The sequence below is a fragment of the Micromonospora profundi genome (assembly GCF_011927785.1).
In the GTDB taxonomy this organism is placed as follows: Bacteria; Actinomycetota; Actinomycetes; order Mycobacteriales; family Micromonosporaceae; genus Micromonospora; species Micromonospora profundi.
Genome location: NZ_JAATJK010000001.1, coordinates 6,067,064 through 6,092,814, shown reverse-complemented (window position 1 = coordinate 6,092,814; position 25,751 = coordinate 6,067,064). Strand labels below are relative to the sequence as shown.

26 protein-coding genes are annotated in these 25,751 nt (G+C 71.4%); 17 read left to right on the top strand and 9 right to left on the bottom strand.

The genetic code is table 11. From position 1 onward, the window contains the following. Positions 1–77 precede the first annotated feature (77 nt). Positions 78–1,091, bottom strand: coding sequence for a phosphotransferase (locus F4558_RS27235; RefSeq protein WP_167946514.1), 1,014 nt, complete (start codon positions 1,089–1,091; stop codon positions 78–80). Positions 1,092–1,184: 93 nt separating this feature from the next. After that, entirely contained in the window at positions 1,185–2,357 is a 1,173-nt protein-coding gene (locus F4558_RS27230; RefSeq protein WP_053651503.1) for a thiolase family protein, read from the bottom strand. A 79-nt stretch (positions 2,358–2,436) separates the two neighbouring features. On the opposite strand from F4558_RS27230, the gene F4558_RS27225 reads away from it, so the two are divergent. After that, the gene (locus F4558_RS27225) at positions 2,437–2,871 is read left to right on the top strand and encodes a PH domain-containing protein (RefSeq protein WP_167946512.1); all 435 of its coding nucleotides are present in this window, start codon (positions 2,437–2,439) and stop codon (positions 2,869–2,871) included. 35 nt (positions 2,872–2,906) lie between these two features. Here F4558_RS27225 and F4558_RS27220 read toward each other — a convergent pair whose 3' ends face one another. Both F4558_RS27220 and F4558_RS27215 read right to left on the bottom strand, forming a co-directional pair. Next, entirely contained in the window at positions 2,907–3,818 is a 912-nt protein-coding gene (locus F4558_RS27220; RefSeq protein WP_053651508.1) for a rhomboid family intramembrane serine protease, read from the bottom strand. A gap of 100 nt (positions 3,819–3,918) precedes the next feature. Further along, positions 3,919–4,449, bottom strand: coding sequence for a peptidylprolyl isomerase (locus F4558_RS27215; protein WP_053651510.1), 531 nt, complete (start codon positions 4,447–4,449; stop codon positions 3,919–3,921). A gap of 84 nt (positions 4,450–4,533) precedes the next feature. Between F4558_RS27215 and F4558_RS27210 the strand changes: the two genes are divergently transcribed. Then, positions 4,534–5,313: a hypothetical protein gene (locus F4558_RS27210; protein ID WP_053651512.1), complete on the top strand. Its 780-nt coding sequence runs from the start codon at positions 4,534–4,536 to the stop codon at positions 5,311–5,313. 113 nt (positions 5,314–5,426) lie between these two features. On the opposite strand, the gene corA is transcribed toward F4558_RS27210, so the two are convergent. From corA to F4558_RS27190, 4 genes are all read right to left on the bottom strand, one after another. Next, positions 5,427–6,575: a magnesium/cobalt transporter CorA gene (gene corA, locus F4558_RS27205; protein WP_053651513.1), complete on the bottom strand. Its 1,149-nt coding sequence runs from the start codon at positions 6,573–6,575 to the stop codon at positions 5,427–5,429. Positions 6,576–6,891: 316 nt separating this feature from the next. After that, on the bottom strand, positions 6,892–7,986 hold the full coding sequence (locus F4558_RS27200) for an aminotransferase-like domain-containing protein (protein WP_053651515.1): 1,095 nt from the start codon (positions 7,984–7,986) through the stop codon (positions 6,892–6,894). A 105-nt stretch (positions 7,987–8,091) separates the two neighbouring features. Further along, complete coding sequence (locus tag F4558_RS27195; protein WP_053652305.1) at positions 8,092–8,550, bottom strand: ester cyclase; 459 nt, start codon at positions 8,548–8,550, stop codon at positions 8,092–8,094. 87 nt (positions 8,551–8,637) lie between these two features. Continuing rightward, positions 8,638–9,030, bottom strand: a complete 393-nt coding sequence (locus tag F4558_RS27190) for a CBS domain-containing protein (RefSeq protein ID WP_053651517.1) — start codon at positions 9,028–9,030, stop codon at positions 8,638–8,640. A gap of 114 nt (positions 9,031–9,144) precedes the next feature. On the opposite strand from F4558_RS27190, the gene F4558_RS27185 reads away from it, so the two are divergent. The 5 genes from F4558_RS27185 to F4558_RS27165 all read left to right on the top strand — a co-directional run bounded on the left by F4558_RS27185 (position 9,145) and on the right by F4558_RS27165 (position 12,916). Continuing rightward, the gene (locus F4558_RS27185; protein WP_053651519.1) at positions 9,145–9,594 is read left to right on the top strand and encodes an NUDIX domain-containing protein; all 450 of its coding nucleotides are present in this window, start codon (positions 9,145–9,147) and stop codon (positions 9,592–9,594) included. Beyond that, on the top strand, positions 9,591–10,358 hold the full coding sequence (locus F4558_RS27180; protein ID WP_167946510.1) for a hypothetical protein: 768 nt from the start codon (positions 9,591–9,593) through the stop codon (positions 10,356–10,358). Before F4558_RS27185 ends, F4558_RS27180 begins: the two co-directional genes overlap by 4 nt. Positions 10,359–10,435: 77 nt before the next feature. Next, a complete protein-coding gene (locus F4558_RS27175) occupies positions 10,436–11,167 on the top strand; it encodes a phosphocholine cytidylyltransferase family protein (RefSeq protein WP_053651524.1) in 732 nt (243 codons plus the stop codon). Then, positions 11,155–12,222 carry an iron-containing alcohol dehydrogenase family protein gene (locus F4558_RS27170; RefSeq protein WP_053651525.1) on the top strand — a complete coding sequence of 356 codons (1,068 nt, stop codon included), beginning with the start codon at positions 11,155–11,157 and terminating at the stop codon, positions 12,220–12,222. The genes F4558_RS27175 and F4558_RS27170 overlap by 13 nt, the downstream gene beginning before the upstream one ends. Further along, positions 12,197–12,916, top strand: coding sequence for a CDP-alcohol phosphatidyltransferase family protein (locus tag F4558_RS27165; protein WP_053651527.1), 720 nt, complete (start codon positions 12,197–12,199; stop codon positions 12,914–12,916). Before F4558_RS27170 ends, F4558_RS27165 begins: the two co-directional genes overlap by 26 nt. A gap of 89 nt (positions 12,917–13,005) precedes the next feature. On the opposite strand, the gene F4558_RS27160 is transcribed toward F4558_RS27165, so the two are convergent. Next, the gene (locus tag F4558_RS27160; RefSeq protein WP_167946508.1) at positions 13,006–14,280 is read right to left on the bottom strand and encodes a glycosyltransferase; all 1,275 of its coding nucleotides are present in this window, start codon (positions 14,278–14,280) and stop codon (positions 13,006–13,008) included. Positions 14,281–14,304: 24 nt separating this feature from the next. Between F4558_RS27160 and F4558_RS27155 the strand changes: the two genes are divergently transcribed. The 10 genes from F4558_RS27155 to F4558_RS27110 all read left to right on the top strand — a co-directional run bounded on the left by F4558_RS27155 (position 14,305) and on the right by F4558_RS27110 (position 25,694). Then, positions 14,305–15,165 carry an Fpg/Nei family DNA glycosylase gene (locus tag F4558_RS27155; protein WP_053651531.1) on the top strand — a complete coding sequence of 287 codons (861 nt, stop codon included), beginning with the start codon at positions 14,305–14,307 and terminating at the stop codon, positions 15,163–15,165. Positions 15,166–15,430: 265 nt separating this feature from the next. Next, positions 15,431–17,002 carry a sugar transferase gene (locus F4558_RS27150; protein ID WP_053652306.1) on the top strand — a complete coding sequence of 524 codons (1,572 nt, stop codon included), beginning with the start codon at positions 15,431–15,433 and terminating at the stop codon, positions 17,000–17,002. Between the two features lie 38 nt (positions 17,003–17,040). Continuing rightward, on the top strand, positions 17,041–18,267 hold the full coding sequence (locus F4558_RS27145; RefSeq protein ID WP_167946506.1) for a sensor histidine kinase: 1,227 nt from the start codon (positions 17,041–17,043) through the stop codon (positions 18,265–18,267). Beyond that, positions 18,264–19,022 carry a LytR/AlgR family response regulator transcription factor gene (locus F4558_RS27140; RefSeq protein WP_053651534.1) on the top strand — a complete coding sequence of 253 codons (759 nt, stop codon included), beginning with the start codon at positions 18,264–18,266 and terminating at the stop codon, positions 19,020–19,022. Before F4558_RS27145 ends, F4558_RS27140 begins: the two co-directional genes overlap by 4 nt. A gap of 67 nt (positions 19,023–19,089) precedes the next feature. Beyond that, the gene (locus F4558_RS27135) at positions 19,090–19,752 is read left to right on the top strand and encodes a DUF5701 family protein (RefSeq protein WP_167946504.1); all 663 of its coding nucleotides are present in this window, start codon (positions 19,090–19,092) and stop codon (positions 19,750–19,752) included. Between the two features lie 121 nt (positions 19,753–19,873). After that, a complete protein-coding gene (locus F4558_RS27130) occupies positions 19,874–20,551 on the top strand; it encodes a response regulator transcription factor (RefSeq protein WP_053651538.1) in 678 nt (225 codons plus the stop codon). Continuing rightward, positions 20,551–21,630, top strand: a complete 1,080-nt coding sequence (locus F4558_RS27125; protein ID WP_197281397.1) for a sensor histidine kinase — start codon at positions 20,551–20,553, stop codon at positions 21,628–21,630. Before F4558_RS27130 ends, F4558_RS27125 begins: the two co-directional genes overlap by 1 nt. Positions 21,631–21,749: 119 nt before the next feature. Then, the gene (locus F4558_RS27120; protein WP_245241369.1) at positions 21,750–23,594 is read left to right on the top strand and encodes a DUF4153 domain-containing protein; all 1,845 of its coding nucleotides are present in this window, start codon (positions 21,750–21,752) and stop codon (positions 23,592–23,594) included. Positions 23,595–23,639: 45 nt separating this feature from the next. Beyond that, positions 23,640–24,053, top strand: coding sequence for a DUF485 domain-containing protein (locus F4558_RS27115; RefSeq protein ID WP_231639855.1), 414 nt, complete (start codon positions 23,640–23,642; stop codon positions 24,051–24,053). Then, positions 24,054–25,694, top strand: coding sequence for a sodium/solute symporter (locus F4558_RS27110; protein WP_053651541.1), 1,641 nt, complete (start codon positions 24,054–24,056; stop codon positions 25,692–25,694). The last annotated feature ends 57 nt before the right edge of the window (positions 25,695–25,751 follow it).

Genomic DNA, 25,751 nt, shown 5'->3' with positions numbered 1-25,751 from the left:
CGGGTCACGGCGCTTTTTGGAAGTTCCACGCCGCCCGTCGCACTGCATGTCCGACTTCCGACGGGGACGGATCTTGGTCAGGAGTCGGGCTGCAACGGGGCGGCGGCGAACAGCTCGGCGAGCCAACCGGGCACCGCCTCGGCGTACTCGGCGCGTGCCGGGTCGACGGTGTCCAGGGCTCGCCGCCAGGACAGTGAGCGACTCACCGCGCCCAGGTTCATCGCCAGGTCGGCTGCCTCGACAAGTGTCCGGCGGTCGTACCTGTCGGTCCACGCCTCCAGATAACTGTCGCGAAGTCGGACCAGCGCGGCGTCGTCGGCAGCCAGTTCGGCGGCGTACCGGATGGAGCGCACTGTCACGAGCAGCGTGCCGAACGGGTGCGCCACCGAGGCGTCGCCCCAGTCGAAGTACCGGTACCCGTCCGGGCCGGCGAAGACGTTGCCGTCGTGCAGGTCGTCATGCTGGATGGTGGACGCGATGCCGAGGTCGGCGAGCCGGCGACAGCGCTCGGCGTACGCCGGAACCTCTGCCCGCAGCCGCTCGTACGTCTCCGGGTCGAGCCCGTCCTCGGCGCCGATCCGCAGCGACTCACGGTCTTCCAGCAGGTCGGCGAGCAACCCGGCCAGCACCTCGGGGCGGTGGTCCGGCACCCCGAGGGCGACCAGCTCGTCGGCGCGTGGCGCGGTGGCGAGCTGGAGTGCGGCGTACCCGGGCAGCGCCCGTTCCCAGTGCGCCAGGTCCGGATCTCGGCCCAGCACGTCACGCAGCGACTCCCCGCCGTCGGGCAGCAGTGACCAGCCCTGCTGCGGGTCCACGGCGATCGGTGTCAGCACCCGGTCGGGGGTCAGCTCGGCCAGCGTCGCGATCAGGACGGCCTCGTGCACGGTGCCCTGGTTGTTTGCCTTGAACCAGACCGGCCCGCCGTCGGTGGGCACCCGCCAGACGAGCGACCACGGACGGACCCGGGGCTCCACAGCCCCGGTGATCCGCCGGCCGGCTGCCGCGAGCTGCTCGTCGACCCAGCCGCGAGCCCGCGTCTGCCACTGCTCGCTGGACCAGTCGGGGGCACGCTCACCGGCGATCGTCTCCACGGTGGGCACCCTAGGGTCGGTTGCCCCTTCCGTGCCATGCCTTTTCAGTGGCGGCGCGCCGCGACAGTTCGCCAGTCGCAGAGGGGCTCGGGATCAGACCAGCTCGACGATCGTGGCGTTGGCCATGCCGCCGCCCTCGCACATGGTCTGGAGGCCATAGCGGATCCCGTTGTCCCGCATGTGCTGGAGCATCGTGGTCATGATCCGGGCACCGGAACCGCCGAGCGGGTGACCGAGGGCGATAGCGCCGCCGCGCGGGTTGAGCCGCTCCGGGTCGGCCTCGGTCTCCGCCAGCCACGCCAGCGGCACCGGGGCGAACGCCTCGTTCACCTCGTACACCCCGATCTCCTCGATGCCCAGCCCCGCGCGGCGCAGTGCCTTCGCGGTGGCCGGGATGGGCGCGGTGAGCATTGTGACCGGGTCGTCGGCGGCGACGACTGCGGTGTGGATCCGTGCCAGTGGGCGCAGGCCGTGCCGGCTGGCCCAGTCGGAGGTGGTCACTGCGAGCGCGGCGGCGCCGTCGGAGATCTGGGACGCGGAGCCGGCGGTCACCACGCCGTCGGCGCGGAACGGGGTGGCCAGCTCACCGAGCTTCTCCAGGGAGGTGGTCCGGCGGATGCCCTCGTCGGCCGCGAACTTGCCGCCGTCGGCGAGCGGCACGGGCGTCAACTCCGGGTCGAACGCCCCGGCGTCCTGCGCGGCGGCTGCCTTCTCGTGGCTGGCCAGCGCGAACTCGTCGAGCTGGGTACGCGACAGACGCCACCGCCGGGCGATCAGCTCGGCGCCGACGCCCTGGTTGAACGGCAGCGGCTCGTCGTCGGCGAAGCCCTCGACGCCCCGGTAGCGGGACCGGAGTTGGTCGCTGAACGGCATGCCGCCGCCCACACTGGAACCCATCGGCACACGGGTCATCGACTCCACCCCGCCGGCGACCACCAGGTCGGCCTGGCCGGAGAGGACTGTCGCGGCGGCGAAGTGCAGTGCCTGCTGGCTGGAGCCGCACTGCCTGTCGAGCGTGGTGCCGGGCACCGACTCGGGCCAGCCGGCGGCGAGCACCGCGTTGCGGGCGATGTTCCACGACTGCTCGCCGACCTGGGACACACAGCCCCAGAAGACGTCGTCGACCTGCGCCGGGTCGAGCCCGGTGCGCTCGGCGAGGGCGCGCAGCACGTGCGCCGAGAGGTCGACCGGGTGGACACCGGCGAGGCTGCCCTTGCGCCGCCCGACCGGGGTGCGTACCGCGCCGACGATGACCGCGTCACTCATGTTTACTCCCCGGTAACCTGACTGACCCGATCCTACGTCGTCGGTGGACCGGTCGTCCGCCCGCGGGCATGCTGGGCGGATGGATGAGATCTCCCCGGCCCGACAGTGGCGGGTGCCCGCGAGTCTGCCGGCGGCGAAGCTGGCCGGCGCGGCTGCGCTCGTCGCGCTCGGGCTGCTCTTTGCCGACGGCGACACGGTACGGCTGGTCCTCGCCTGCCTGGCGGCCGTCGCGCTGGCGGGCTGGGCGGTACGCGATCTGATCGCGCCGGTCCGGTTGGCGGTCGACCCGGAGGGGGTCACCGTCATCCACGGATTCGCTGGCCGGCGGATGCTGCCCTGGCCGGCGATCGAGGCGATCACCGTGGACCGTCGACCCCGGTTGGGGCTGACCACCGAGATGCTGGAGATCGACGCGGGCGAGTCGCTGCACCTCTTCGGTCGCTACGACCTGGGCACCATGCCCGAGGACGTGGCCGCCGAGCTGCACGCCGCCCGTCCGGGCGCGACCGGATAACCTGCGGTCAGCCCACACGACCGGACAGCCGGCGGTCAGCCCAACAGTTGCGCGGTGCGGAACAGGACAAGGGCCAGCAGGATGAGCAGGATCACCGCAGCGCCGCCGACCTGCACCAGCGTGCGCCGGCCCCGGGGCGCGTAGGCGAGAACCAGGGCCATCGCGGCACCGACCGCGAGGCCGCCCAGGTGTCCGGGGATCGAGATGCCCGGCACTGTCAACGTGAACACCAGGTTGATCACCAGGATCGGGATCACCTGGGAGATGTCACGGCCCAGCTTGCGCTCGATGATGATCAGCGCGGCGAAGAGACCGAAGACGGCGGTGGACGCACCGGCGGTGGCCGAGTTCTGTGCGCTGAACAGGTAGGCGGCGACGTTACCGCCGAGACCCGCGATCAGATAGAGCGCAGCGAAACGGGCCCGCCCCAGGTTGGCCTCCAGCGAACGGCCGAGCACCCAGAGCGCCCACATGTTGAGCAGCAGGTGGATCACGCCGTAGTGCAGGAACATCGCGGTGACCAGCCGGTACCACTGGCCGTCGGCGATGCCCCCGAGCGTGCCGTCGGGGAAGACCGCCAGCCCGAGCACCGAACCCCAGTTGGTAAGCGGCGTGCTGCCGCCCATCAGACCGCCAAAGCCGGAGCCGCCCACTGCCGCGTCTCCACCCCGGTCGGAGGCGATGGAGAGCACCATGAACAGCACGTTCAGCGCGATGAGCGCCTTGGTGACGTAGCCGTGCCGGCCGGCCGCACCACCACCGAAGGCGGTACGCGCCGGCCGGACACTACGACGTCCCTCGTTGACGCACTCCGGGCACTGGTGCCCGACGGACGCGTCCCGCATGCAGTCCGGGCAGATCGGCCGGTCGCAGCGGGTGCACCGGACGTAGGTCTCCCGACCGGGGTGCCGGTAGCAGACCGGGGTGGTCGGTGGGGACTCGCTCACCGGGCCGACCCTCCGTCCGTCACCGCGCGGGGCACCGGCGCTGGCCGGTGGGGTGCTCCGGAGCGCTCAATCATGCGAGCAAAGGTACCTCGCTGGTTCGTCAGCCAGCAGACCGCTCGATCTCGACCCGCTCGATCACGACGTCCTGGAGCGGACGGTCGCTCGGGCCGGTCGGGGTGTTCGCGATCGAGTCGACGACCTTCACCGACTCCTCGTCGGCAACCTGCCCGAAGATGGTGTGCCGGTTGTTGAGGTGCGGCGTCGGCGACACGGTGATGAAGAACTGCGAACCGTTGGTGCCCGGTCCGGCGTTCGCCATCGCCAGCAGGTACGGCCGGTCGAAGCGCAGGTCCGGGTGGAACTCGTCGGCGAACTTGTAGCCCGGTCCGCCGCGACCGGTGCCGGTCGGGTCGCCCATCTGGACCATGAAACCGCTGATCACGCGGTGCGAGATGGTGCCGTCGTAGTACGGCCCGCTGCCCGGCTGGCCGGTGCGCGGGTCGGTGTATTCCCGGTTGCCCTCGGCCAGGTCGATGAAGTTGCGGACCGTCTTCGGCGCGTGGTTCGGGAAGAGCTCCAGACGGATCGGCCCAGCGTTGGTGTGCAAGGTGGCGTAGACAGCCTCGGCCACGGGTACTCCTCACTCGTTGGTCAGTTCCATGCGGATCCTCCCATGTGCCCGATCTGGCATCGCGGAGGCATCCGAAGGTGGAGGATGACGAAGGAACAACTCCCAGGAGGTGGGACCGTGTTTGGAATCGGGCGGCGTAAGTCTGAGGGTCAGCTGGCCAAGGCGGAGCTGAACCGGAGCATCAGCCACCTGATGCAAGCAGCCAACCACGCCGCTAAGGGCGCTGGCTCGACGGTCGGCCCGCGGGTGCAGGTCGCCCGCGGCTACGTCGCGCCGACCGCGGCGAAGGTACGCGATCGTGCGTCGACCGGCTGGGGGACGACACTCACCACGCTGGCACCGCTGGCCGCGGCGGCCCGTGACGGCGCCGCGCAGGCAGGGCCGTTGACCAGGAAGGCCAAGTCGAAGAGCATGCGGATCACTGGGAAAAAGAAGCAGCCGCGTCGTCGCGGCCCGATGATGACCGGCCTTCTGGCGGCGGGTGCCATCGCCGGCCTGGCCGGCGCGGTCGCTCTGCGCCGTCGTCGGGAGCAGCAGGAGTGGGCCGAGTACGACCCGACCCGCACCCTGGAGCCGATGCGCGACGAGGTCGACTCGTTCGAGGTGCGCACCCCGTCGACGCCGAAGGGTACCGACGGGTCGGCCATGACCGGGATGACCGGCGCGGGCAGCTCGGCGGTGGCCGGCGGCGACAGCGCCAGCACCACAGCCCCCGCCACCCCCGGCCCGTCGACGACCGGCATCCGCCCGACCGACAAGGTCCCGGCGGTCGCCGAGGGCGCCAAGGACGTCTCCGGCCGCCCGGCCGATGACCTCACCAAGGCGCTGGGCAAGGACACTGCCCGCACCAACGGCCGCCGCTGACCGCAGCGGCAGCGCTACCGGGCGCCGGCGACGCGGGTTACCCCGCTCGCCGGCGCTTTCGCGCCCTCAGCTCGGCGACGTCCGTCGGTGCCGGGTTGCCAGGTGTACGCGGGTCAGAGCCAGTCGTTGCGGCGGAACCAGCGGTACAGGGCGAGGGAGACCCCGAGCATCAGGGCAAGCACGACGGGATAGCCGTACGTCATCTTCAGCTCGGGCATGTTCTCGAAGTTCATGCCGTAGATGCCTGCGACGCCGGTCCAGAACGCGGCGATGGCCGCCCACGCGGCGATCTTGCGCATGTCGTTGTTCTGGTCGACGGTGACCTGGGCCAGGCGCGCCTGGAGGATGGAGTTCAGCAGGTCGTCGTAGGAGTTGACCTGATCGACAGTGCGGCTCAGGTGGTCCTGCACGTCCCGGAAGTAGCGCCGGATCTCCTTGGGCACCTCGCGGTTGACCTGGGAGGTCAGCGTCATCAGCGGGCGCTGCAACGGGATCACAGCCCGCTTGAACTCCACAAGCTCGCGCTTCATCTGGTAGATCCGCTGGATCCGACCGTGGCTGTTGCGGTCGAAGACCTCGGCCTCCAGGACGTCCAGGTCGTCCTCCAGCTGCTCGGCCACCTCCAGGTAGAGGTCGACCACGCGGTCGGTGATGCCGTACGCCACCGCCCACGGGCCGTGCAGCAGCAGATCCCGCTTGGTCTCCAACTCGGCGCGGACCGGAGAGAGCCGGCAGGCGTCCCCGTGCCGGACGCTGATCAGGAACTTCGGGCCGATGAACAGCATCACCTGGCCGGTCTCGACGACCTCGGAGTTCTCGGTCAGCTCGGCGTGCTCGCAGTACCGGGCCGTACGCAGCACAAGGAACGTGACGTCGTTGAACCGCTCCAACTTGGGCCGCTGCGCTGCCTTCACCGCGTCCTCGACGGCCAGCTCGTGCAGACCGTAGGTCTCCGCGATGGCTGTCATTTCAGTCAACTCAGGCTGGTGCAGCCCGAGCCAGACGAAGCCGTGCTCCTCGCGGCGGGCCACCTCCAGCGCGTCCGCGTACGTCCAGTCGCCGGGCTGCCGCTTGCCGTCGACGTACAGCGCGCAGTCGACCACGCCGCTGCGGCCGGAGCCGGCGGGGGCCGGCGTGGGGGGCGAGCCGTCGGCGTTGAGCATCCGGGTGACCGCCCGCACCGGGGACGGCCACGCCCGGGGTCGCAGTGCCCGTCCGGTGCTCGGCAGCACCGACCGGCCGCGATCTGCCCGATCTGTCATCTCGACACCTCCCCGCGCTCGCCTGCGGCTTGCAGGCTACGCCGATGGTCGCCATCGGCAGGTGTGACGGCGGTCGCGGGGGCGGCGCCGGGCGGGCCGGGTCGCGTCGGGGGGTGAGAGGACGACACGGCCCACCCGGCGCCCATTGGGGGCGGGGGTTGTGCTGCACGCGTGACCCGCAACGGCACGGTGGTCGCAGTCGCCTGCGACGCTCACGACGTATGACGAATAACGCTCGCAGCATTGTGAGCCGCCGGCCGCCCGGGCGGGAGCCCTGGGCGGCCGGCATCGTCGTTTTGTCAGGAACCCGACAGAATCAGCTCCGGACGGCCTCGACGGCTTCCGCGAGACGGCGGACACCTTCGTCGATCCGGTCGGCGGTCACGGCCGAGAAGGCCAGCCGCAGAGCGTGCTGCCCACCGTCCAGAACGAAGTCGCTGCCCTTGACCACTGCCACCCCGCGCTCGGCCGCCGCCGGGGCGAGCTTGTCCACAAGGACGTCCTCCGGGAACTCCACCCAGAGGAAGTAGCCACCGTCGGGCTCGACGAACCGGGCCTGCGGCAGGTGCCGGCGCAGCGACTCGGCAAGCACCTGGGACCGCTCGCCAAGCGCCGCCCGGACGGTGTCGATCGAGCGGTCGATGTCACCGGAGACGCAGAACTGGTGCACGATCGCCTGGGACACCATGCCGGGCGAGATGTAGAGGCTCGTCGCGTTCTTGGCGATGTCGGCGATCAGGTCCGCGGAGCCGACCAGGTAACCGACCCGGACGCCCGGGCAGACCGTCTTCGTGAAGCTCGACGCGTGGACCACAACGCCGCGGGTGTCCAGCGACAGCATCGACGGCAGCGCCTCGCCACGGAACCGGATGTCCGCGTACGGGTCGTCCTCGAAGATGATGAACCCGTACTCCGCGGCAAGGTCGAGCAGCTCGCGACGCTTCTCCAACGACAGCGTCACGCCGGCCGGGTTCTGGTAGTTCGGGATGATGTGCGCGAGCCGGGGACGTACCCCGGACTCCAGGAGCTTGCGCAGCTCGGCGGTGTCCACGCCGTCAGGCTGGACCGGAACCCCGTACAACTCGCTGCCCATCCGCTGCAGGTTGAGCAGCGTCCGGTCGTACGTCGGACGCTCCACCACCACAGCGTCGCCGGGACGGACAAGGTGGTCGAAGAGGAACGCGTCGGCCTGGAGCGAGCCGTTCGTGACAAGCACCTGGTTTGCCTCGACACCGTGCTTGTCGGCGATCCATTTCCGCAGCGGAAGGTAGCCGACGGATGTGCCGTACGCCGTGATCCCCGCAGGGTCGGCGTCGAAGGCGCGTACGGCGGCGGCCTTGAGGCCCTCGACATCGACGATGTCCAGCGAGGGCGCCCCACGGGCAAAGGAGATCAGCTGCTCGGCGGTCATGGACATTGAGCGTACGGGCGACGGCGGGGCGCGCGCGGACGGCACGGCGATGTCCGCATCCTGAGCCACCGGACGGGTGACCCGACTCCACCGGTCGCCGTCAGATCAGACCGGAAGTGCGAGCGCGTCGTGCTGCGCCGACCGGGAAAGCCCCTCCAACTGCACGCCGAGCACGTCGAGCAGGTGGCTCCAGTCGAAGTAGGAACGCCACGCGACGATCCGGCCCCGGCGAACCCGCACCACGTCCGCCACCTCCCAGCTCACCGACCGGCCAGTGGGCGCCACGGTGCCGTACGGCGAGTGCAGCGTGCCGGTGTGGGTGCCGGTCAGGCGCAACTCGACTGCCGCGCCGCCGGACGTCCGAACCGAGCCCAGCGGGTCGACCCGCAGGTCGGGGAAGGCACCCGTCCAGGTACGCAGCAGGGCGGGCAGTTCGATCGGGCGGACCGTGACACCTGGCATGGCGTAGAACGCCTCCGGGGCGTACAGATCCGGGAGTCGAGCCACATCCCGACTCAGGAGCATGGCGTACTGCTGCTCGACCAGGCGCTCCGCGTCACGCATCGGGCCCTCCCCCACGGGTGGCGGAATCTCCGCGCCCGCACGGAATCCTTACCCGTCGATTCCGCCGGGCACACCCGCATGGAGCGGTCAGCTCGTGGTGAGGGCCGAGTTCTCCGCCCAGACCCGCATGATGTCCCTAACGGAGATCACGCCGGCGACCTCCCGGCCGTCCAGCACCACGAGGTGCCGGAACCCGCCCCGAGCCATCGCGGCGGCTGCCTCGGCGACCGTCCACTCCGGCCCGGCGTAGACGACGTCCCAGGTCAGGTGGGAGCGGGTGCGTTCCACGTCGCAGTCGAGGCCCGCGCCGATGGCCTTCAACACGTCGCGTTCGGTCATGATCCCGACCCCCTCGGACTCCGGGTCGATCACGACGGCCGACCCGACACCGCGGGCCGACATCATCTGGGCCGCCTGGCGGAGCGTGTGCTCCGGACCGACGACGAGAACCTGGCTGGACATTGCTTCCCGTACCTGCATCACGCATCACCCCTGCCGACGTTGGCATCCGGTAGGGACATGGTGGTCTGTGGATGTTTCCTGGACAAGACCACGGCATCGCCGAATCGCCGGAGCGCTCGCTACTGTCAAACGGTGCCCACCGACCCCCTGCGCTGCGCCGGCGCGCTGATCGTCGACCACGACGGCCGCATCTTCTTCCAGCGCAGGTCGCCGCACCGACGACTTTTTCCCAATTGTTGGGACATCGTCGGAGGGCACCTGGAGCCCGGCGAGGACGTCGACGAGGCACTCCGCCGGGAGATCACCGAGGAGACCGGCTGGCTCCTGTCGCACGTTCTCGGCCCGGTGGGCGAATACCACTACGTCGGCGACGACGGCCTGGCCCGGATCGAACACGACTTCCTGGTACGGGTCGACGGCGACCTCGCCCACCCGACGCTTGAGGCCGGCAAGCACACCGAGTACCGCTGGCTGGCCGAGCACGAGGTGACGGTGCTGGACGAGAACCGCGACGTCAACGACGGCCTGATCCGGCGGATCGCGGAGGAGGGCTTCGCCGTCCTGCGGTCGATCGGTCTGTGAACACCATCGAGTTGGCGCCCCACCGGGCCGCCGGTCTGGTCGCCCCGGCCGTCGACCGCGCGTACCGCGCCGGAATGCTCGCCGGTCACGACTGGGGCGGGGCGGAGCTGAGCCAGCGGTACGGCGGGCCGGCCGCCACCGGCCTCCTGGTCGAACTACGGACCAGGCTCGCCGCACCCGGCGGCATCGTCGACGAAGCCGGGTTCGCGGCGGTCACCAGGTACCTCGATCCGGCGGTCAGCCGCCGGACTGTCGACAAGCAGGTCGCCTACGGCATGATCCATCGCCGCCCCGACGGCGGGCTCTGCGCCACCGAACGCGGGCTGGCCTTCCTCACCGAGCTGTACCAGGTGCACGCGGAGGTCACCGACGAACTGTGGGCCGGGCAGGACGAACGGGTGGCGCGGCTGGTGGCGTCACTCGGCCGGGTGCTGGCGTACGCCCTGGTGCTGGCCGACGAGGAGGGCGACCGGGGCGACTCGGCATTCACCGCGATGGCGCCGCCGCACGAGCCGTACGGCACCCCGCCGGGCGTGCTCCTGCTCAACAGGCTCGGCGCGCTGCGCTACCACCGGGCCGACGCGCACGCCGCCGCCTGGACGGCCGCCGCGCACACCGCGTCGAGCGTCGCCGCCCTGCCGCCCGGCCCGGAACGGCTCGCCATCGAGTTGGAGACCGACCGACGGGCGGCCGGCCCGTACGCCGTCCTCACCGCGGACGAGCGACTGACAATGCTCGCCGACCTGGCCGCGCTGCCCGGCTGACCGGTTGACCGGAGTCACCGGGCCGCCCGGGGCTATCCTCCACCGGTGACGGGAGCAGGACGAGGGAGGATGTCGCGATGATCGGTTTGGTGCTCGCGGCCGGAGCAGGACGCCGGCTGCGCCCGTACACCGACACCCTGCCGAAGGCGTTGGTGCCGGTGGACGGCGAGATCACGATCCTGGACATCGCGCTGGGCAACCTCGCCGAGGTCGGGCTCACCGACATCGTGATCGTGGTCGGCTACGCGGCGGACGCGGTCGTCTCCCGCCAGGCGGAGCTGGAGAAGAAGTACGGGGTCACGCTCACCCTGGTGCACAACGACAAGGCCGAGGAGTGGAACAACGCGTACTCCCTCTGGCTGGCCCGGGAGCACTTCGCGCGCGGGGTGCTGCTCGTCAACGGCGACACCGTGCACCCTGTGAGCGTGGAGAAGACCCTGCTCGCCGAGCGCGGCCCGGGGATCCTGCTCGCCGTGGACACGCTCAAGCCGTTGGCCGAGGAGGAGATGAAGACCACCTTCGACGCCGCAGGCCAGCTCACCCGGATCACCAAGATCATGGATCCTGGCGAGGCGTACGGGGAGTACATCGGCGCCACGCTCATCGAGCCGCAGGTCGCCGACGCGCTCGCCGACGCCCTGGAGGCGACCTGGCGGCGTGATCCGAACCTCTACTACGAGGACGGCTACCAGGAGTTCGCCGACCGGGGCGGAGAGGTGCGGGCCGCACCGATCGGCGACGTCCCCTGGGTCGAGGTCGACAACCACGCCGACCTGGCCCGCGCACGGGAGATCGCGTGCCTCTACTAGCCCGGAGCGTCCTCACCCCGCTGCACATCGACGTACGCCGGGGCGCGGTCGCCGACCTGGGCGCGATCCTTGCCGACGGGCGGATCTCCGCGGGCGGTGACGTCGCGGTGGTGGTAGGCCCGGGTCAGGGTGCGCAGATCGCGGAGCTGATCCGACCGTCGCTCCGGACTGCCGACGTGTTCACCGTCGCCGGGGCGACCCTGGACGCCGCCGACGACCTCGGCGGCAAGCTCCGCGCCCGGTCGTACGACGCGGTGGTCGGTATCGGCGGCGGCAAGACGATTGACGTGGCCAAGTACGCGGCCACCCGCCGAGGGCTGCCGATGGTGTCGGTGGCGACAAGCCTCGCCAACGACGGGATCGCCTCCCCGGTGGCAAGCCTCATCACCGACGGGATCAAGGGCTCCTACGGGGTGCACATCCCCATCGCGGTGATCGTCGACCTGGACTTCGTGGAGAGCGGCCCGGACCGGCACAACCGCGCCGGCATCGGTGACGTCATCAGCAACATCAGCGCCCTGGCCGACTGGGAACTGGCCCGCCGGGTACGCGGTGAGCCGGTCGACGGGTTGGCCGCATCGCTGGCCCGGGCGGGCGCCGAGGCGGTGCTCAACCACCCGGGCGACATGACCGACGACGCGTTCGTCATCGTGCTGGCCGAGGCGTTGATCTCCAGCGGCCTGGCCATGGCTGTCGACGGCACCAGTCGCCCGTGCAGCGGTGGCTGCCACGAGATCATGCACGCCATCGACTCGCTATTCCCCGGCACCGCCTCACACGGCGAACTCGCCGGCCTGGGCGCGCTGTTCTGCACCTGGCTGCGCGGGGACCTGCGCCGCTTCGGGGAGATGTCGGCCTGCCTGGCCCGGCACGGTCTGCCGCGTCTCCCCGCCGAGGTGGCGCTCACCGACGACCAGTTCGTGGAGGCCGTGCAGTTCGCGCCGCGTACCCGACCGGACCGGTACACCATCCTCGAACACCTGGCGCTGTCGCCTACCGAGACGCGGGAGCGGCTGGCAGACTACGCCGGTGCAATCCGCGACCAGCTTGGCTGACCCCCGTCCCACCGTCGCCGACTTCCACCGGGTGAACCGGGGCGGCGGCCTGTTCAGCGAGTCGATCAGCCAGTGGCTGGGCGCCGTCTTCGCGCTCGTCGCCCAGCGCCTCGGGCTGCGCCCCACCGCGCTGACCCTCACCAACCTGGTGCTCGGACTGGCCACCTCGATCACAGTTGTGGCGCTCGCCGGGCCGGTCGCCGCCGGTGACGTACCGGCCTGGGTGGTCGGTCTGCTCGCCCTGATCGGCTGGCAGGTGGCGTACTCCCTGGACTGCGCCGACGGGCAGCTCGCCCGGGTGACCGGCCAGGGCAGCCCGGCCGGCGCGCGGATCGACATTCTCTGCGACGTGGCCGCGCAGATCGCCCTGGTGGCCGCGCTCGCCGCGACGGCGGTGGCGCAGGAGCCGGGCACGCCGACCTGGCTGGTGGCGACCTTCGCGGGCACCTGGATGGTCAACCTGGTCACGTCGGTGATGCAGTCCGGCCCCAACGCGGCAAGCATGGTCACCTCGACCTCGCTACCGGTCCGCCTGGTGAAGCTGGTCCGCGACTACGGCGCGGTGATCTTCGTGGCCGCCGTGGTGCTGGCCGTGGCCCCCGCGCTGGTCCTCTGGGTGATGGTGGCGTTCACCATCGTCAACGGCGGCTTCCTGCTGGCCAGCATCGCTTTCTCCGCCCGAGCCTCCCTGTAAGGAAGGGCCCCCTACTATCGCCTCTTGCATAGGAAGGGCCCCTTTCTAACCACCGCTGGGCGGTGCCTTCGTCGCCGGCACCGCTGCCGTCACCGAGAGCGGGTCACCCCGGCGTAGATGTCCAGGTGCCGCTTGATGACGACGTCCGGGTGGAACGTCTGCTCGTACCGCAGCCGGGCGGGTGCGGAGAGCGCGGCGGCACCGGCCCGCGCGACCGGGAGCGCGGCGGCCAACGCGGCCGCGTCCGGCGGGACCACCCAGCCGGCGGTGCCGCTGACCAGGCCGGCCGGCACCGCGGGCGGACCAGCCGGTGGCGGGTAATGGCCGGCGACGGCTGAGGCGACCTCCGCCGGGCCGGTGCCGGCGGGCTCGTGCGGAGCGTCCGCGCCGACGAGGTACGGGATGCCGCCCAGCGCGGTGCCGAGTACCGGCCGGCCACTGGACAACGCCTCGATGATCACGGTCGGTAGCACGTCGTGCCACATGGAGGCGGCGATCACCACAGCGCTCGCCTCGACAGCTGCCTGCACCCCGGCCCGGTCGAGCTGGCCGAGGTAGACCACGTCCGGTCGCTCGGCGACGGCGGCCTCCACCAGCGGACGCAGCTCCCCGTCCCCGGCGATACGCAGCGTGCCGAGCGTGCCCACTGGGTGTCGACGCCAGGCGTCCAGCAGCAGGTCCACACCCTTCTCGGGCGAGAGCCGGGCCATGTAGAGGAACCCGTCACCCAGCGGCGCCGGCCGGCCCGGGTCGGGCACGGCGTTCGGCTTCACCACGATGCGATCGTCCGGAATGCCGTACTCGCGCAGGTGGTCGGCAATCGCCGTGGTGAGCGCGATGTACCGGTCCACCGACCGCCAGGTGCCGCGGTGCACGGCCAGGGTCGTCGCCATCAGCGCGGACTGTGCGGCCGAGTCGCGGTAGCAGCGGTGCTTGATCGCCGGTATGCCCAGCGCCCGACCCTTGCAGTCCTGGCAGATCACGCCGTCGCGGAAGTAGATCCCCGAGGAGCAGACCTGCCGGTAGTTGTGCACCGTCTGCACCACAGGCACGCCGTGCTTGTGCGCGGTCCGCACCACCCAGGGCGAGATCAGAGGGTACGGGTTGTGCAGGTGCAACACGTCCGGCCGATGCTCGGTGAGCAGCCGGCTCAGGTCCTGCTGGGCACGCGGCGCCCAGATCGGCGAGATCGGCAGCAGCGCCTTGGCCGCCTTCGACATCGACGGGATCTCGTCGGAGCTGCGGATGAACGGCAGCACCTCGACCCCGGCAGCGGTGAGCTGGGCGATCTCCGAGTCGACGATCGTGTTCTCGCCGGAGGGCTGAGCTTCCCGGTACCGGTTGTGTGCCACCACGATTCTCACGGGAAAGAAGGCTACCGTTGTGTCGTGCCCGAACTACCGGAGGTTGAGGCGCTCGCGGGTTACCTGCGACAGCGCGCGGTGGGGCGGCGTGTCGACCGGCTGGAGATCGCCGCGATAAGCGCCCTGAAGACGTACGACCCGGCACCGTCCGCGGTCGCCGGCCGGGCTGTCGTCGACGCCCGCCGGCACGGCAAGTTCCTCGACGTACTCATCGAGGGTGATCTGCATCTCGTGGTCCACCTGGCGCGGGCCGGCTGGCTGCACTACCGGGAGGCGTTCCCGTCCACGACGCCGCTGCGCCCCGGCAAGGGTCCGATCGCGGTACGGGTCCGCCTCGACGACGGCTCCGGCTTCGACCTGACCGAGGCCGGCACCCAGAAGAAGCTGGCCGCGTACCTGGTCACCGACCCTGCGGCGGTGCCCGGCGTGGCCAAGCTCGGCCCGGATGCGCTTGCCGCCGACCTGCCCACGTTCACCGAGCGGCTGCGCAGCCGGCGCGGGCAGGTCAAAGGGGTGCTGACCGACCAGTCGGTGCTCTCCGGGGTGGGAAACGCGTACTCCGATGAGATCCTGCACGCCGCGAAGCTGTCTCCGTTCGCGATCACCGACCGGCTCACGGACGCCCAGCTCGCCGCCCTGCACGCGGCGACGCGGCAGGTGCTCGGCGACGCGGTCGAGCGTTCCGTCGGGCAGCGCGCGGCGGAGCTGAAGGGTGAGAAGCGCGCCGGCCTGAAGGTGCACGCCCGCAACGGGCTGCCCTGCCCGGTGTGCGGGGACACGGTGCGAGAGGTGTCGTTCGCCGATTCGAGCCTGCAGTACTGCCCGACGTGTCAGACCGGCGGCAAACCGCTCGCTGACCGACGGTTGTCCCGACTCGTACGGTGAGTAGCTCAACGCGGCGACTACAGAGCGGAATCGACCCGACTGGGCTGAAAGCTCCGGTCCACCGTTCTCGCCACACGCGTATCCATCGGTATAGTGGCCCGGTCCCCGGCTTCTGAAATGGTGCGGAGCCGGCCAGATCCCATCGTCACCATCGGTCGCCAATCTCTTTCGGGGCGGCGACCGGTCGGAGTCCGCGTGGGAGACTGGGACGGTGGGCGACCCGGGCCCTCACGGCGAGTGAGCGGCACGTGTCATGCGGGAGGACATGGGTGAGGTGACGACAAGCCTCCAGCGCCCGGTAACCAACGAAGGCCGGAGCAGACTCGTGCGGCACGTCGACAGCTTCGAGATCCAGCCGCCGACGCCGCCGTCACACAACGGCGTCCCTCGGTCGGCGTGGACCAGGGCGCGCCGTCGTGTCTCCCGTTGGCACCGCCCCTACATCGCGATCCTGCTGCTGCTCGACTTCGGCTCGGCGGCGTTCGCCAGTTGGATCGCGATCCAACTGTTCGACCAGGCCGCCTCCGGTTTCTCCGGCACCCACCAGGATCCGACCTGGTTCCACACCGTCTCCTACCTGCTGCTGCCGCTGGGCTGGGTGGTCATCCTCTGGAGCAACCGGGCCTATGACCGGCGCTATCTGGGGCTCGGGCCGGACGAGTTCAAGCGGGTCATCCGGGCCGCCGTCACTGTCGCGGCAAGCGTCTCCTTCCTCGCCTTCGCCACCAAGACCGCGCTGTCGCGGTGGACGGTCGGCACGGCGCTGCTCGGGGCGCTTCTGCTGATCCTGTGGGGCCGTTTCGTGGCCCGCTGGGCGCTGCACTACATCCGTCGGCGGGCCGGTCAGGCCGCCCACCGGATGGTGCTGGTGGGCACCCTGCCGGAGTGCCTGGAGGTGTACGCGGCTGTCACCCGCAGCCCGGCCGCCGGGCTGGTGCCCGTCGCCATCCACATCACCGACGGGTACGCGGCTGCGCGCGGGATGCCCACTCCGGTGCCTGTGCACGCCGGGCGCGACGTCCTGGCACTGGTCCGGGAGGTCGGCGGGGACACCATCGCGGTCTGCGGGTCGGCCAGCGCCGAGCCGGGCGAGTTGCGCCGGCTGGCCTGGCAGCTGGAGGGCTCCGGCGTCGACCTGGTGGTCGCTCCGCAGTTGACCGACATCGCCGGCCCTCGCGTGCACATCCGGCCGATCGAGGGTCTGCCGCTGCTGTACGTCGAGGAGCCGACCCTCTCCGGGCCGGCGCTGCTTGCCAAGAACCTCATGGACCGGGTGGCCGCCGGCCTCGGCCTGCTGCTGCTGATCCCGCTCTTCGTCGCCATCGCCGTGGCGATCCGGATCTCCGACCCCGGGCCGGTCTTCTTCCGCCAGCCCCGCGTGGGGCACGAGGGGCGCACGTTCCGGGTGTGGAAGTTCCGGACCATGTACGTCGACGCCGAGGACCGCCTGGCCAGCCTGACCGACCAGAACGAGACCGACGGCATGCTGTTCAAGATGAAGGAGGATCCCCGGGTCTTCCCGGTGGGTCGCTTCCTGCGGGCGTCCTCGCTCGACGAACTGCCGCAGTTGATCAACGTGCTCTGGGGCGAGATGTCGCTTGTCGGGCCCCGCCCGTTGCCCGCCGACGACGGCGACTTCCTCGGCGACGTACGACGCCGGCTGCTGGTCCGCCCCGGCATGACCGGCCTGTGGCAGGTCTCCGGCCGCTCCGACCTGTCCTGGGACGAGGCTGTCCGGCTCGACCTCTACTACGTCGACAACTGGTCGCTGGCGTACGACCTGAGCATCCTCTGGCGCACCGTCGGGGTGGTGCTCGCCCGCAAGGGCGCGTACTAGGGCTTGGCCTGGCGGGCCGGAGAGGCCAGGATCGCTGCGTGGGTGGCAACCTCTCCGCCGTCGTCGGCGTCGTCTCACTGGTGACAGCGCTAACCGCTGCCCTGCTGGCGGTGTTGCGGCTGCGTGCCCGACGCGGCATCGCCACCGCCACCCAGCGGGCAACCTACGAGGTGCTGCACACCGCCGGGTTGGCGGCCGAGCCGCTGCGGGCTGGGCTGAGCGCGGCTGGCGCGGCGAAGGCCGTACGCCATCTGCGGGCCCTGGTGGGGGCGGCCGGGCTGGCTCTCACCGACGCCGAGCAGGTGCTCGCCCTCGACGGGCGTGGCACGCACCACGGCGAGCAACTGCTCGCGGCGGCCCAGCGGGCGGTGGCCACCGGGCGTTCGACAGTGCTCGGGGAGGCCGACCTGCGGTGCGACCGGGTCGACTGCCCGGTCCGGGGGGCGGTGGTGGCGCCGCTGCACGGGCCGGACAGCCGGGTGGTCGGGGCTCTCTTGGCGATCGCGGACAGCCCACCGGCACCCGGCTTGGTGCAGGCCACCCTGGAGACCGCGCACTGGGCCGGTAACCAGCTCGCGCTGGCCGAGCTGGACTCGTCGCGGGAGCGGCTGGCACGCGCCGAGATCCGTGCCCTGCGGGCGCAGATCAGCCCGCACTTCATCTACAACGCGCTTACCGCTATCGGCTCGTTCGTCCGCACCGACCCCGAGCGGGCGCGGGAGCTGATCCTGGAGTTCGCGGAGTTCACCAGGTACTCGTTCCGGGCGCACGGGGAGTTCACCACCCTCGCCGAGGAACTGCGGTCGATCGACAGGTATCTGACGATCGAGCGGGCGCGGTTCGGTGACCGGTTGCAGGTGCGGTTGCAGATCGCTCCGGAGGTGCTGCCTGTGACGCTGCCGTTTCTCTGTCTGCAACCGTTGGTGGAGAACGCGGTGCGGCACGGGTTGTCCCGCAAGCCGGGCACGGGCATGGTGAGCATCGAGGCCCGGGACGCGGGCGCCGAGTGCCACATAACCGTGGAGGACGACGGGGTGGGAATGGATCCGACCGCGCTGACCGCCGGCATCGCCGAACTGGCCCGCGCCACCGCAGACCCGGGCGACGACACGGGCCAGCACGTTGGCCTCTCCAACGTCGACGAGCGGCTGCGGTCGGTCTTCGGGGACCGCTTCGGCCTGGTCGTCGAGACGGGTCTGGGGTCGGGCACGAAGGTGAGCATGCGGGTGCCGAAGTTCCACCCCGGTGTACGGGCCGGCTCGTGACCACTGGCTTCCTGCGGGTCCTGGCGGTGGACGACGAGCCGCCCGCGCTCGACGAGTTGGCGTACCACCTGCGGGCCGACCCTCGGGTGGCCCGGCTGCACACCGCCGGGGACGCCACCGAGGCACTGCGGTTGCTCCGCGACGGCGACGTGGACGTGGTCTTCCTGGACATCCGGATGCCCGGCCTGGACGGTATGGAGTTGGCCCGGGTGCTGCGCCGGTTCGCCCGGCCACCGGCGATCGTGTTCGTCACCGCGTACGACGACGGCGCGGTGGACGCGTTCGACCTGGGTGCCACCGACTACGTCCGCAAGCCGGTACGTGCCGAGCGGCTGGCCGAGTCCCTGCGCCGGGTGATCGGCTCACGGGTGGTGCCGTCGCATCCGGCGGCGCTGGCCCGCGCCGAGGAGGATCCGACGATCCCCATCGAGCTGGCCGGGACCACCCGCATGCTGCCGCGCTCGGCGGTGCGTTGGGTGGAGGCGCAGGGGGACTACGCCCGGCTGCACACAGCGGAGGGGTCTCACCTGGTGCGGGTCTCGCTGGCAACGCTCGCGGAGCGGTGGGCCGATGCGGGCTTCGTGCGCGTCCACCGGTCGTACCTCGTGCAGTTGAAGTTGATCGCCGAGCTGCGCCTTGTCAACTCCGGTTACGTGGTGGTTGTCGACTCCACCGAGCTGCCGGTGAGCCGGCGGCACACCCGGGAGTTGAAGGACAAGCTGGTCAGGGCGGCCAAGCAGGACTGGAGTCGCTGATTCGGGAATGACACCAACCTTCCCGTACGTTGTACGCTAGGCCGTACGACTTCCGGGAGGCTGTGCCGTGACCGAGACTCTGTTCGACGTCGAAACCGAATTCGACCGCCAACTCGACCGGCTCGTGGAACTGGGCTACCCCGCCCTGGCCGAGCTGCCGGAGAGCACCTTCCGCGACCTGGTCGCCCCGCTGCGGGCCCAGGCCGTCAAGGGTGCCCAGGGCCTGCCGGCGCCCACCGACGCCCGGGTGCCGTTCCTGCTTGTCATCACCCGGGACCTGATCGCTGTGGAGGCCCGCCTCGAACTCACCACACTTGTCGGCAAGCGCAAGCCCGGCTTCGTCGACCACCACTACGCGGAGGACGACCTGCCGCGCTTCAACCCGATCAAGGAGTTGGAGGTGCCGGCCGGGCCGGCGTACCTGCTCTTCGACGTCGACCGGGGCGAGGAGTTCCGCAACCTCGCGCCGGCCGTGGCGCTGGACGGGATGACCGCACAGGGTCGGCTGCCGCTCACAATCGACGAGGGGCTCGCCTTCATCACGCTGTACCCGGCGGCGCTGGCCAGCAACAAGTGCTTCTCGCTCGTCGGCTCCCGCTGCGGCGACAAGCGGGTGCCGGCGCTGTGGATCAGTCAGGGCGCCCCGAAGCTGGGCTGGTGCTGGTACGGCAACCCGCACACCTGGCTCGGCTCCGCCTCGGCCCGTCCGGAGCGCGTCGGCCTGGACTGACCTGCGGTTGTTCGGCCGATCGGCTCACCCCTGGAGTTATCCACAGGGGTGAGCCGTTCTCCACAGGTTATTCACAACGCGACCCACTGATCTCCACGGCGGCTCCCTACAGTCAGAGCCCATGAAGGAACGCCGCGTCCTGGTGGTCGAGGACGAACGCACCATCGCCGAGTCGGTCGCCGCCCGCCTCCGCGCCGAGGGCTTCCTGGTGGAGATCGCCACGGACGGCCCGAGCGCTGTCGAGCGGTTCCGGACCGGGCAGCCCGACCTCGTCGTACTCGACGTGATGCTGCCCGGCTTCGACGGCCTGGAGGTGTGCAGGCGGATCCAGGCCGTCCGGCCGGTGCCGGTGCTGATGCTCACCGCCCGCGACGACGAGACCGACCTGTTGGTCGGGCTCGCGGTCGGCGCTGACGACTACCTCACCAAGCCGTTCTCGATGCGCGAGCTGGCCGCCCGGGTACACGTGCTGCTGCGCCGGGTGGAACGGGCCGCCGCCCCCGCCCCACCGGCCATCCGCCTCGGCGACATCGAGATCAACGAAGCCGAGCGGCGGGTACGCCGGTCCGGCGCGGACGTTCACCTCACGCCTACCGAGTTCGACCTCCTGGTCCACCTCGCGGGCCGGCCGCGCACGGTCCTTCCCCGGGAACGGCTGCTCGCCGAGGTCTGGGGATGGGCAGACGGCAGCGGTACCCGCACCGTGGACAGCCACGTCAAGGCGTTGCGCCGCAAGCTCGGCGCCGACCTGATCCGGACCGTCCACGGCGTCGGGTACGCCCTGGAGGTGCCCGCGTGATCAGCTGGCTGGATCGGGTGCATGACTGGCTCGATCGGGTGCTCCCCCGCCCGCTGGATCCGGTCCGCTCGATCAAGATGAAGCTCGGTGTCCTGCTGGTCGCCTCCTGGGCTGTGGCCATCGGCTACTTCTGGTACGGCATCGGCTGGCTCCCGCCGGGCACGTCGATCACGGTCATCTGCATCGCGCTCGTCACCTCCCAGGTGCTCGCCCACGGGATGACCTCACCGCTGCGCGAGATGACCGCCGCCGCCGGGGCGATGGCCCGCGGCGACTACACCCGACGGGTACGCGCCACGTCCCGTGACGAGGTCGGTGAGCTGGCCCAGGCGTTCAACAAGATGGCCGAGGATCTGCACGCCGCAGACCAGCGCCGACGCGAGCTGATCGCGAACGTCTCGCACGAGCTGCGTACGCCGATCACCGCGTTGCAGGGCGTTCTGGAGAACATGGTGGACGGGGTGGCCGAGCCCGAGCCGGCGGCGCTGCGCGCGGCGCTGTCCCAGACCCAGCGTCTGGGCCACCTCGTCGCCGACCTGCTCGACCTGTCCCGCCTCGACGCAGGGGTGGTGCCGTTGCGCCGGGTCCGCATCGACGTGGGGGACTTCCTCGACGAGGCTGTGGAGCACGCCACCGCCAGCGCGGCAGGCGCGGGGCTGGACGTGCAGTTCCGGCTCAGCGAGCTGGCGGCGCCGCTGACAGTGCACGCCGACCCGTGGCGGCTGCACCAGGTGTTCGCGAACCTGCTGGACAACGCGGCGCGGCACAGCCCGCCCGGCGGCACCGTACGGGTGAGCGCCGACGAACACGCCGGGCAACTCCACTTCGAGGTGAGCGACGAGGGGCAGGGCATCCCGTCGGCCGAACGTTCCCGGGTGTTCGAGCGGTTCACCCGCGGCGACCGGGCGGCCGGCGGTGGGACCGGGCTGGGCCTGGCCATCGCCCGGTGGGTCGTCGAGCTTCACGGCGGCCAGATCCGCGTCCTCGACCCCGCCGGAACCGCGAAGGGCTCCGCACCCGGGTGCCACATCCAGGTCACCATCCCGAGCAACGGATCACATCGAGAAGAGGCCGCATGACCAGCCCTGGCAGTACGTCCGCTCCGGCGCCCGGTCCGGTCGGACCGCCGCCCGCGCCGGGCCAGCCATGGTTCGGCCCCGCTCCGGCAAGCCCGCCGACAGCTGGCCAGTCCCGGCCCATGCTCACCCCACCCGTCCCACCAGGGCAGCCTTCGTTCATCGACAAGCACTGGCCGGGGCCGTCCCGCGCCCCGCACCCGCTGCTCCTGACCGTGCTGGCGGTGGCGGCAGCGCTCGGCGCCTCGACGCTGACGGTGGTCCGTCCCGGCCTCGGCTGGCTGGTGGCCGCGCTGGCGGCCACAGCCGCGCTCGCCGTCGCCGGTGCCGTCCGGCCGGGCACGTCGCCGCTGTCTGGCAGCACCGGACAGACCGCGCCCGGGGACGCACCCGACACCCGGCAAACGCCGCCGCCCGCCGCCACGTCCGCCCCCACCGCCGTCGGTTCCACGGTCGCGCCGCCGCCCGACCCGAAGCCGGCCACGACCGCCGCGACGTCACCACAGGCGTCGACCGCCGCACGGTCCGAACCGGAGCCCACAACGACGGCCGCCCCGACCACCCCGCCACCGACGGCAGCCACGCCGCCGGCCGCCCCGACCACCGCACGGCCCGCTGCGACCACGCCGAGCCCGTCCACGGCAGCGACAGCCACTCCGGCGGTAGCGACCGCCCGTCCCGATGCCACGGGGGCACCGGGGCGGGCGGCGCAGGCCGCCTGGGCCGCCGCGACCGTCGCGCTTGTCGCCGTGGGCACGGTCCGGGCCGCTGGCTGGCTGTTCGTGCTCTGCCTGCTCGCCGCCGCGGTGACAGCGACGCTCGCGGTCACCGGCGGGCGTACCCCTCTGGGGATGCTTGTGGCCGCGACGCTGCCGCCGGCCGCCGCGGTACGGGCGATGCCCTGGGCGGTACGCGGATTGCGCCGCACCGGCCCGGTCGGCCCCGGGGTGGGCCGGATCATCACCAGCCTCGCGATCTCGGCAGGTCTCCTGACACTGTTCGGTCTGCTCTTCTCATCCGCGGACGCCGTCTTCGCCGACCTGGTGAGCGGCCTCCTGCCGGCCATCTCGCCCGCCAGCGTGTTCAACTGGCTGTTCCGGCTGGGGCTGATCGGCATGGGCCTGCTCGCTGGCGCGTACCTGGTCAACCGCCCGCCCGACCTGGCCGGCGTGCGGGCGACGCCGGGTCGACCGGCGCACCGGCTGGAGTGGATCCTGCCGCTGGTGCTGCTCGACGCCCTGTTCACGGTGTTCGTGCTTGTGCAGTTGACTGTGTTCTTCGGCGGCGCGGAGCACGTGCTGCGCACGGCAGGGCTCACCTACGCCGAGTACGCCCGAGGCGGTTTCTGGCAACTGCTCGCCGTCACCGCGCTCACCCTGCTGGTGATCGCGGTCGCCGCCCGCCGGGCACCGAAGGCGACCCGTACCGACCGGCTGGTGGTCCGGGTGCTCCTCGGCGCGCTGACAGTGCTCAGCCTGGTCGTCGTCGCCTCGGCGCTCTATCGGATGCAGGTGTACGCCGACGCGTACGGCGCCACACGCCTGAGGTTGTTCGTGGCGACCGTCGAGCTGTGGCTCGGACTGCTCTTCGTCCTGGTGGCAGTGGCCGTGGCTCGACTACGGGCGGACTGGCTGCCCCGGCTGGTGATCGGCACTGCGGTGCTGGCGCTGCTCGGGTTGGCGCTCGTCAACCCCGATCGGCTGATCGCCGAGCGGAACGTCGACAGGTACCTGGAGACCGGACGCCTGGACGTCAGCTACCTGTCCGGGCTCTCCGCCGACGCCGTACCGGCTCTGGACCGGCTGCCCGAGCCGATGCGGACGTGCGCCCTGTGGGGGATCGCCGCCGAGCTGCCCCGGGACGGCTTCTGGGCGACGAACCTCGGACGGGAACGGGCCCGGCGCGTGCTCGACCCGATCCTTGCCAGCGGCAGCCCCGCGGACTGTGTCGGGATGCATCGCTGGTAGGCGGGGAGCGCTTGACATTCGCGCCGGGCGGGCAAGACTGCCGGGGTGGCCAAGCAACTCCCCGACGTGGGGTCGGGCGGTGCGACACCGCCGCCCCAGCGCGCCCGGATCGTGCTTGCCGAGATCACCCGGCGGGGCAGCCACGCCGAGCGGACCCGCGCCGAGCTGGCCCAGCAGACCCAGGTCGGTGAGGCGCTGGTCCGTGGCCTGGTCCGGGCGCAGCTCGCGCTGGCACTGCGGCTCTCGCTTGTGGTCGCCATCGGGCTGGGCGGGCTGCCCTGGCTGTTCGCCATCGCGCCGTCGCTCGGCCGGACCACAGTCGGGGGCGTCAACCTGCCCTGGCTGCTGCTCGGCGTGGCCTCGTTCCCGTTCCTGATCGCGGTGGGCTGGGCCTACGTACGGCTTGCCGAGCGCAACGAGCAGGACTTCACCGACCTGGTGCAGCGGCCGGAGCGCTGAGTGGGCAACGACTACGTGGTCCCGGCCATCGTCGCGGTCACCCTGGCCACGGTCGGGATTGGTTTCTACGGGCTACGGCTGGGCCGGACCACCTCCGACTTTCTGGTCGCCTCCCGGGTGATCAGCCCGACCTGGAACGCCGCGGCGATCGGCGGGGAGTACCTGTCGGCGGCGAGCTTCCTCGGCGTCGCCGGCCTGGTCCTCAAGTACGGCGTGGACGTCCTCTGGTACCCGGTCGGTTTCGCCGCCGGCTACCTGGCTCTGCTGCTCTTCGTTGCCGCGCCGCTGCGCCGCTCCGGCGCGTTCACACTGCCGGACTTCTGCGAGCTGCGGCTCGGGTCACGGCGACTGCGCATCCTGGCCACCGCCTTCGTGATCTTCATCGGTTGGCTCTACCTGGTGCCGCAGCTACAGGGGGCGGGCCTCACCCTGGCCACGCTCGCCGGCGCCCCGTACCCGGTCGGTGCACTGCTTGTCGCCGCCGTGGTCACCGCCAACGTGGCGCTCGGCGGGATGCGGGCCATCACCTTCGTGCAGGCCTTCCAGTACTGGCTCAAGTTGACAGCTCTCGCCGTACCGGTGATCTTCCTAGCGTTGCAGTGGCAGGCCGACGGCCGCCCGGCGGTGACGCCGCCCGACGGGCCGACGTTCCGGACCGCGACCACCGTCGTGGTCGAGCACCGCGCGACCCTCACCCTGCCAGGTGGCGACATCCGGGAGGTACGCCCCGGCGACGAGCTGTCCTTCGCCGCCGGTGACCCGGTGCCGCAGGTGTCCGGGGTGGCCACCGGAGCGGCGGACTGGCTGCTACCGAGCGCCGCCGGTGACGACGACCGAGGGCTGTTCGCCACGTACTCGCTGATCCTCGCCACGTTCCTGGGCACCATGGGTCTGCCGCACGTCCTGGTGCGCTTCTACACCAACCCCGACGGTGCGGCGGCCCGCCGGACGACGCTCGTGGTGCTGGCCCTTGTCGGCGTCTTCTACCTGCTGCCCACCCTGTACGGGGTGCTGGGCCGGATCTACACCCCGCAACTGCTTGTCAGTGGGCAGACCGACGCGGTCGTGGTGCTGCTGCCCGGCGCCGCCCTCGGCGACGGACTCACCGGGCGGCTGCTCGCCGCACTTGTCGCGGCGGGCGCGTTCGCAGCCTTCCTCTCCACCTCGTCCGGGCTGCTGACAAGCGTCGCCGGGGTGATCTCGACGGACGTGCTCGGTCAGGGCTCGGTACGCGGCTTCCGGCTGGCCACCGTGATCGCCGGCGCTGTGCCGGCGGTGCTGGCGCTGCGCCTGTCCGGGCTGGACGTGTCGCAGGTGGTCGGGTTGGCCTTCGCGGTCGCGGCGTCCAGCTTCTGCCCACTGCTGGTGCTGGGCATCTGGTGGCGAGGGCTCACCGACCTGGGTGCCGCCGCCGGGGTGCTGGTCGGCGGGGGCGCGGCGATCAGCGCGGTGCTGGTCACAGTGCTCGGCCCGCCGCTGTCCGGTTGGCCCGCCGTGCTCATCGCCCAGCCGGCCGCCTGGACGGTGCCGTTGGCCTTCACCGTGATGATCGCGGTGTCGATGGCGACCCGGCGGCGAACACCTGTCGACGTCGCCGCCACGATGCTCCGCCTGCACACCCCCGAAGCCCTCCGGCTGTGACACGGGCCATCCTGGTCCGCCACGGGGATGACCACGCGTCCGCCTGCCGCCGGACGG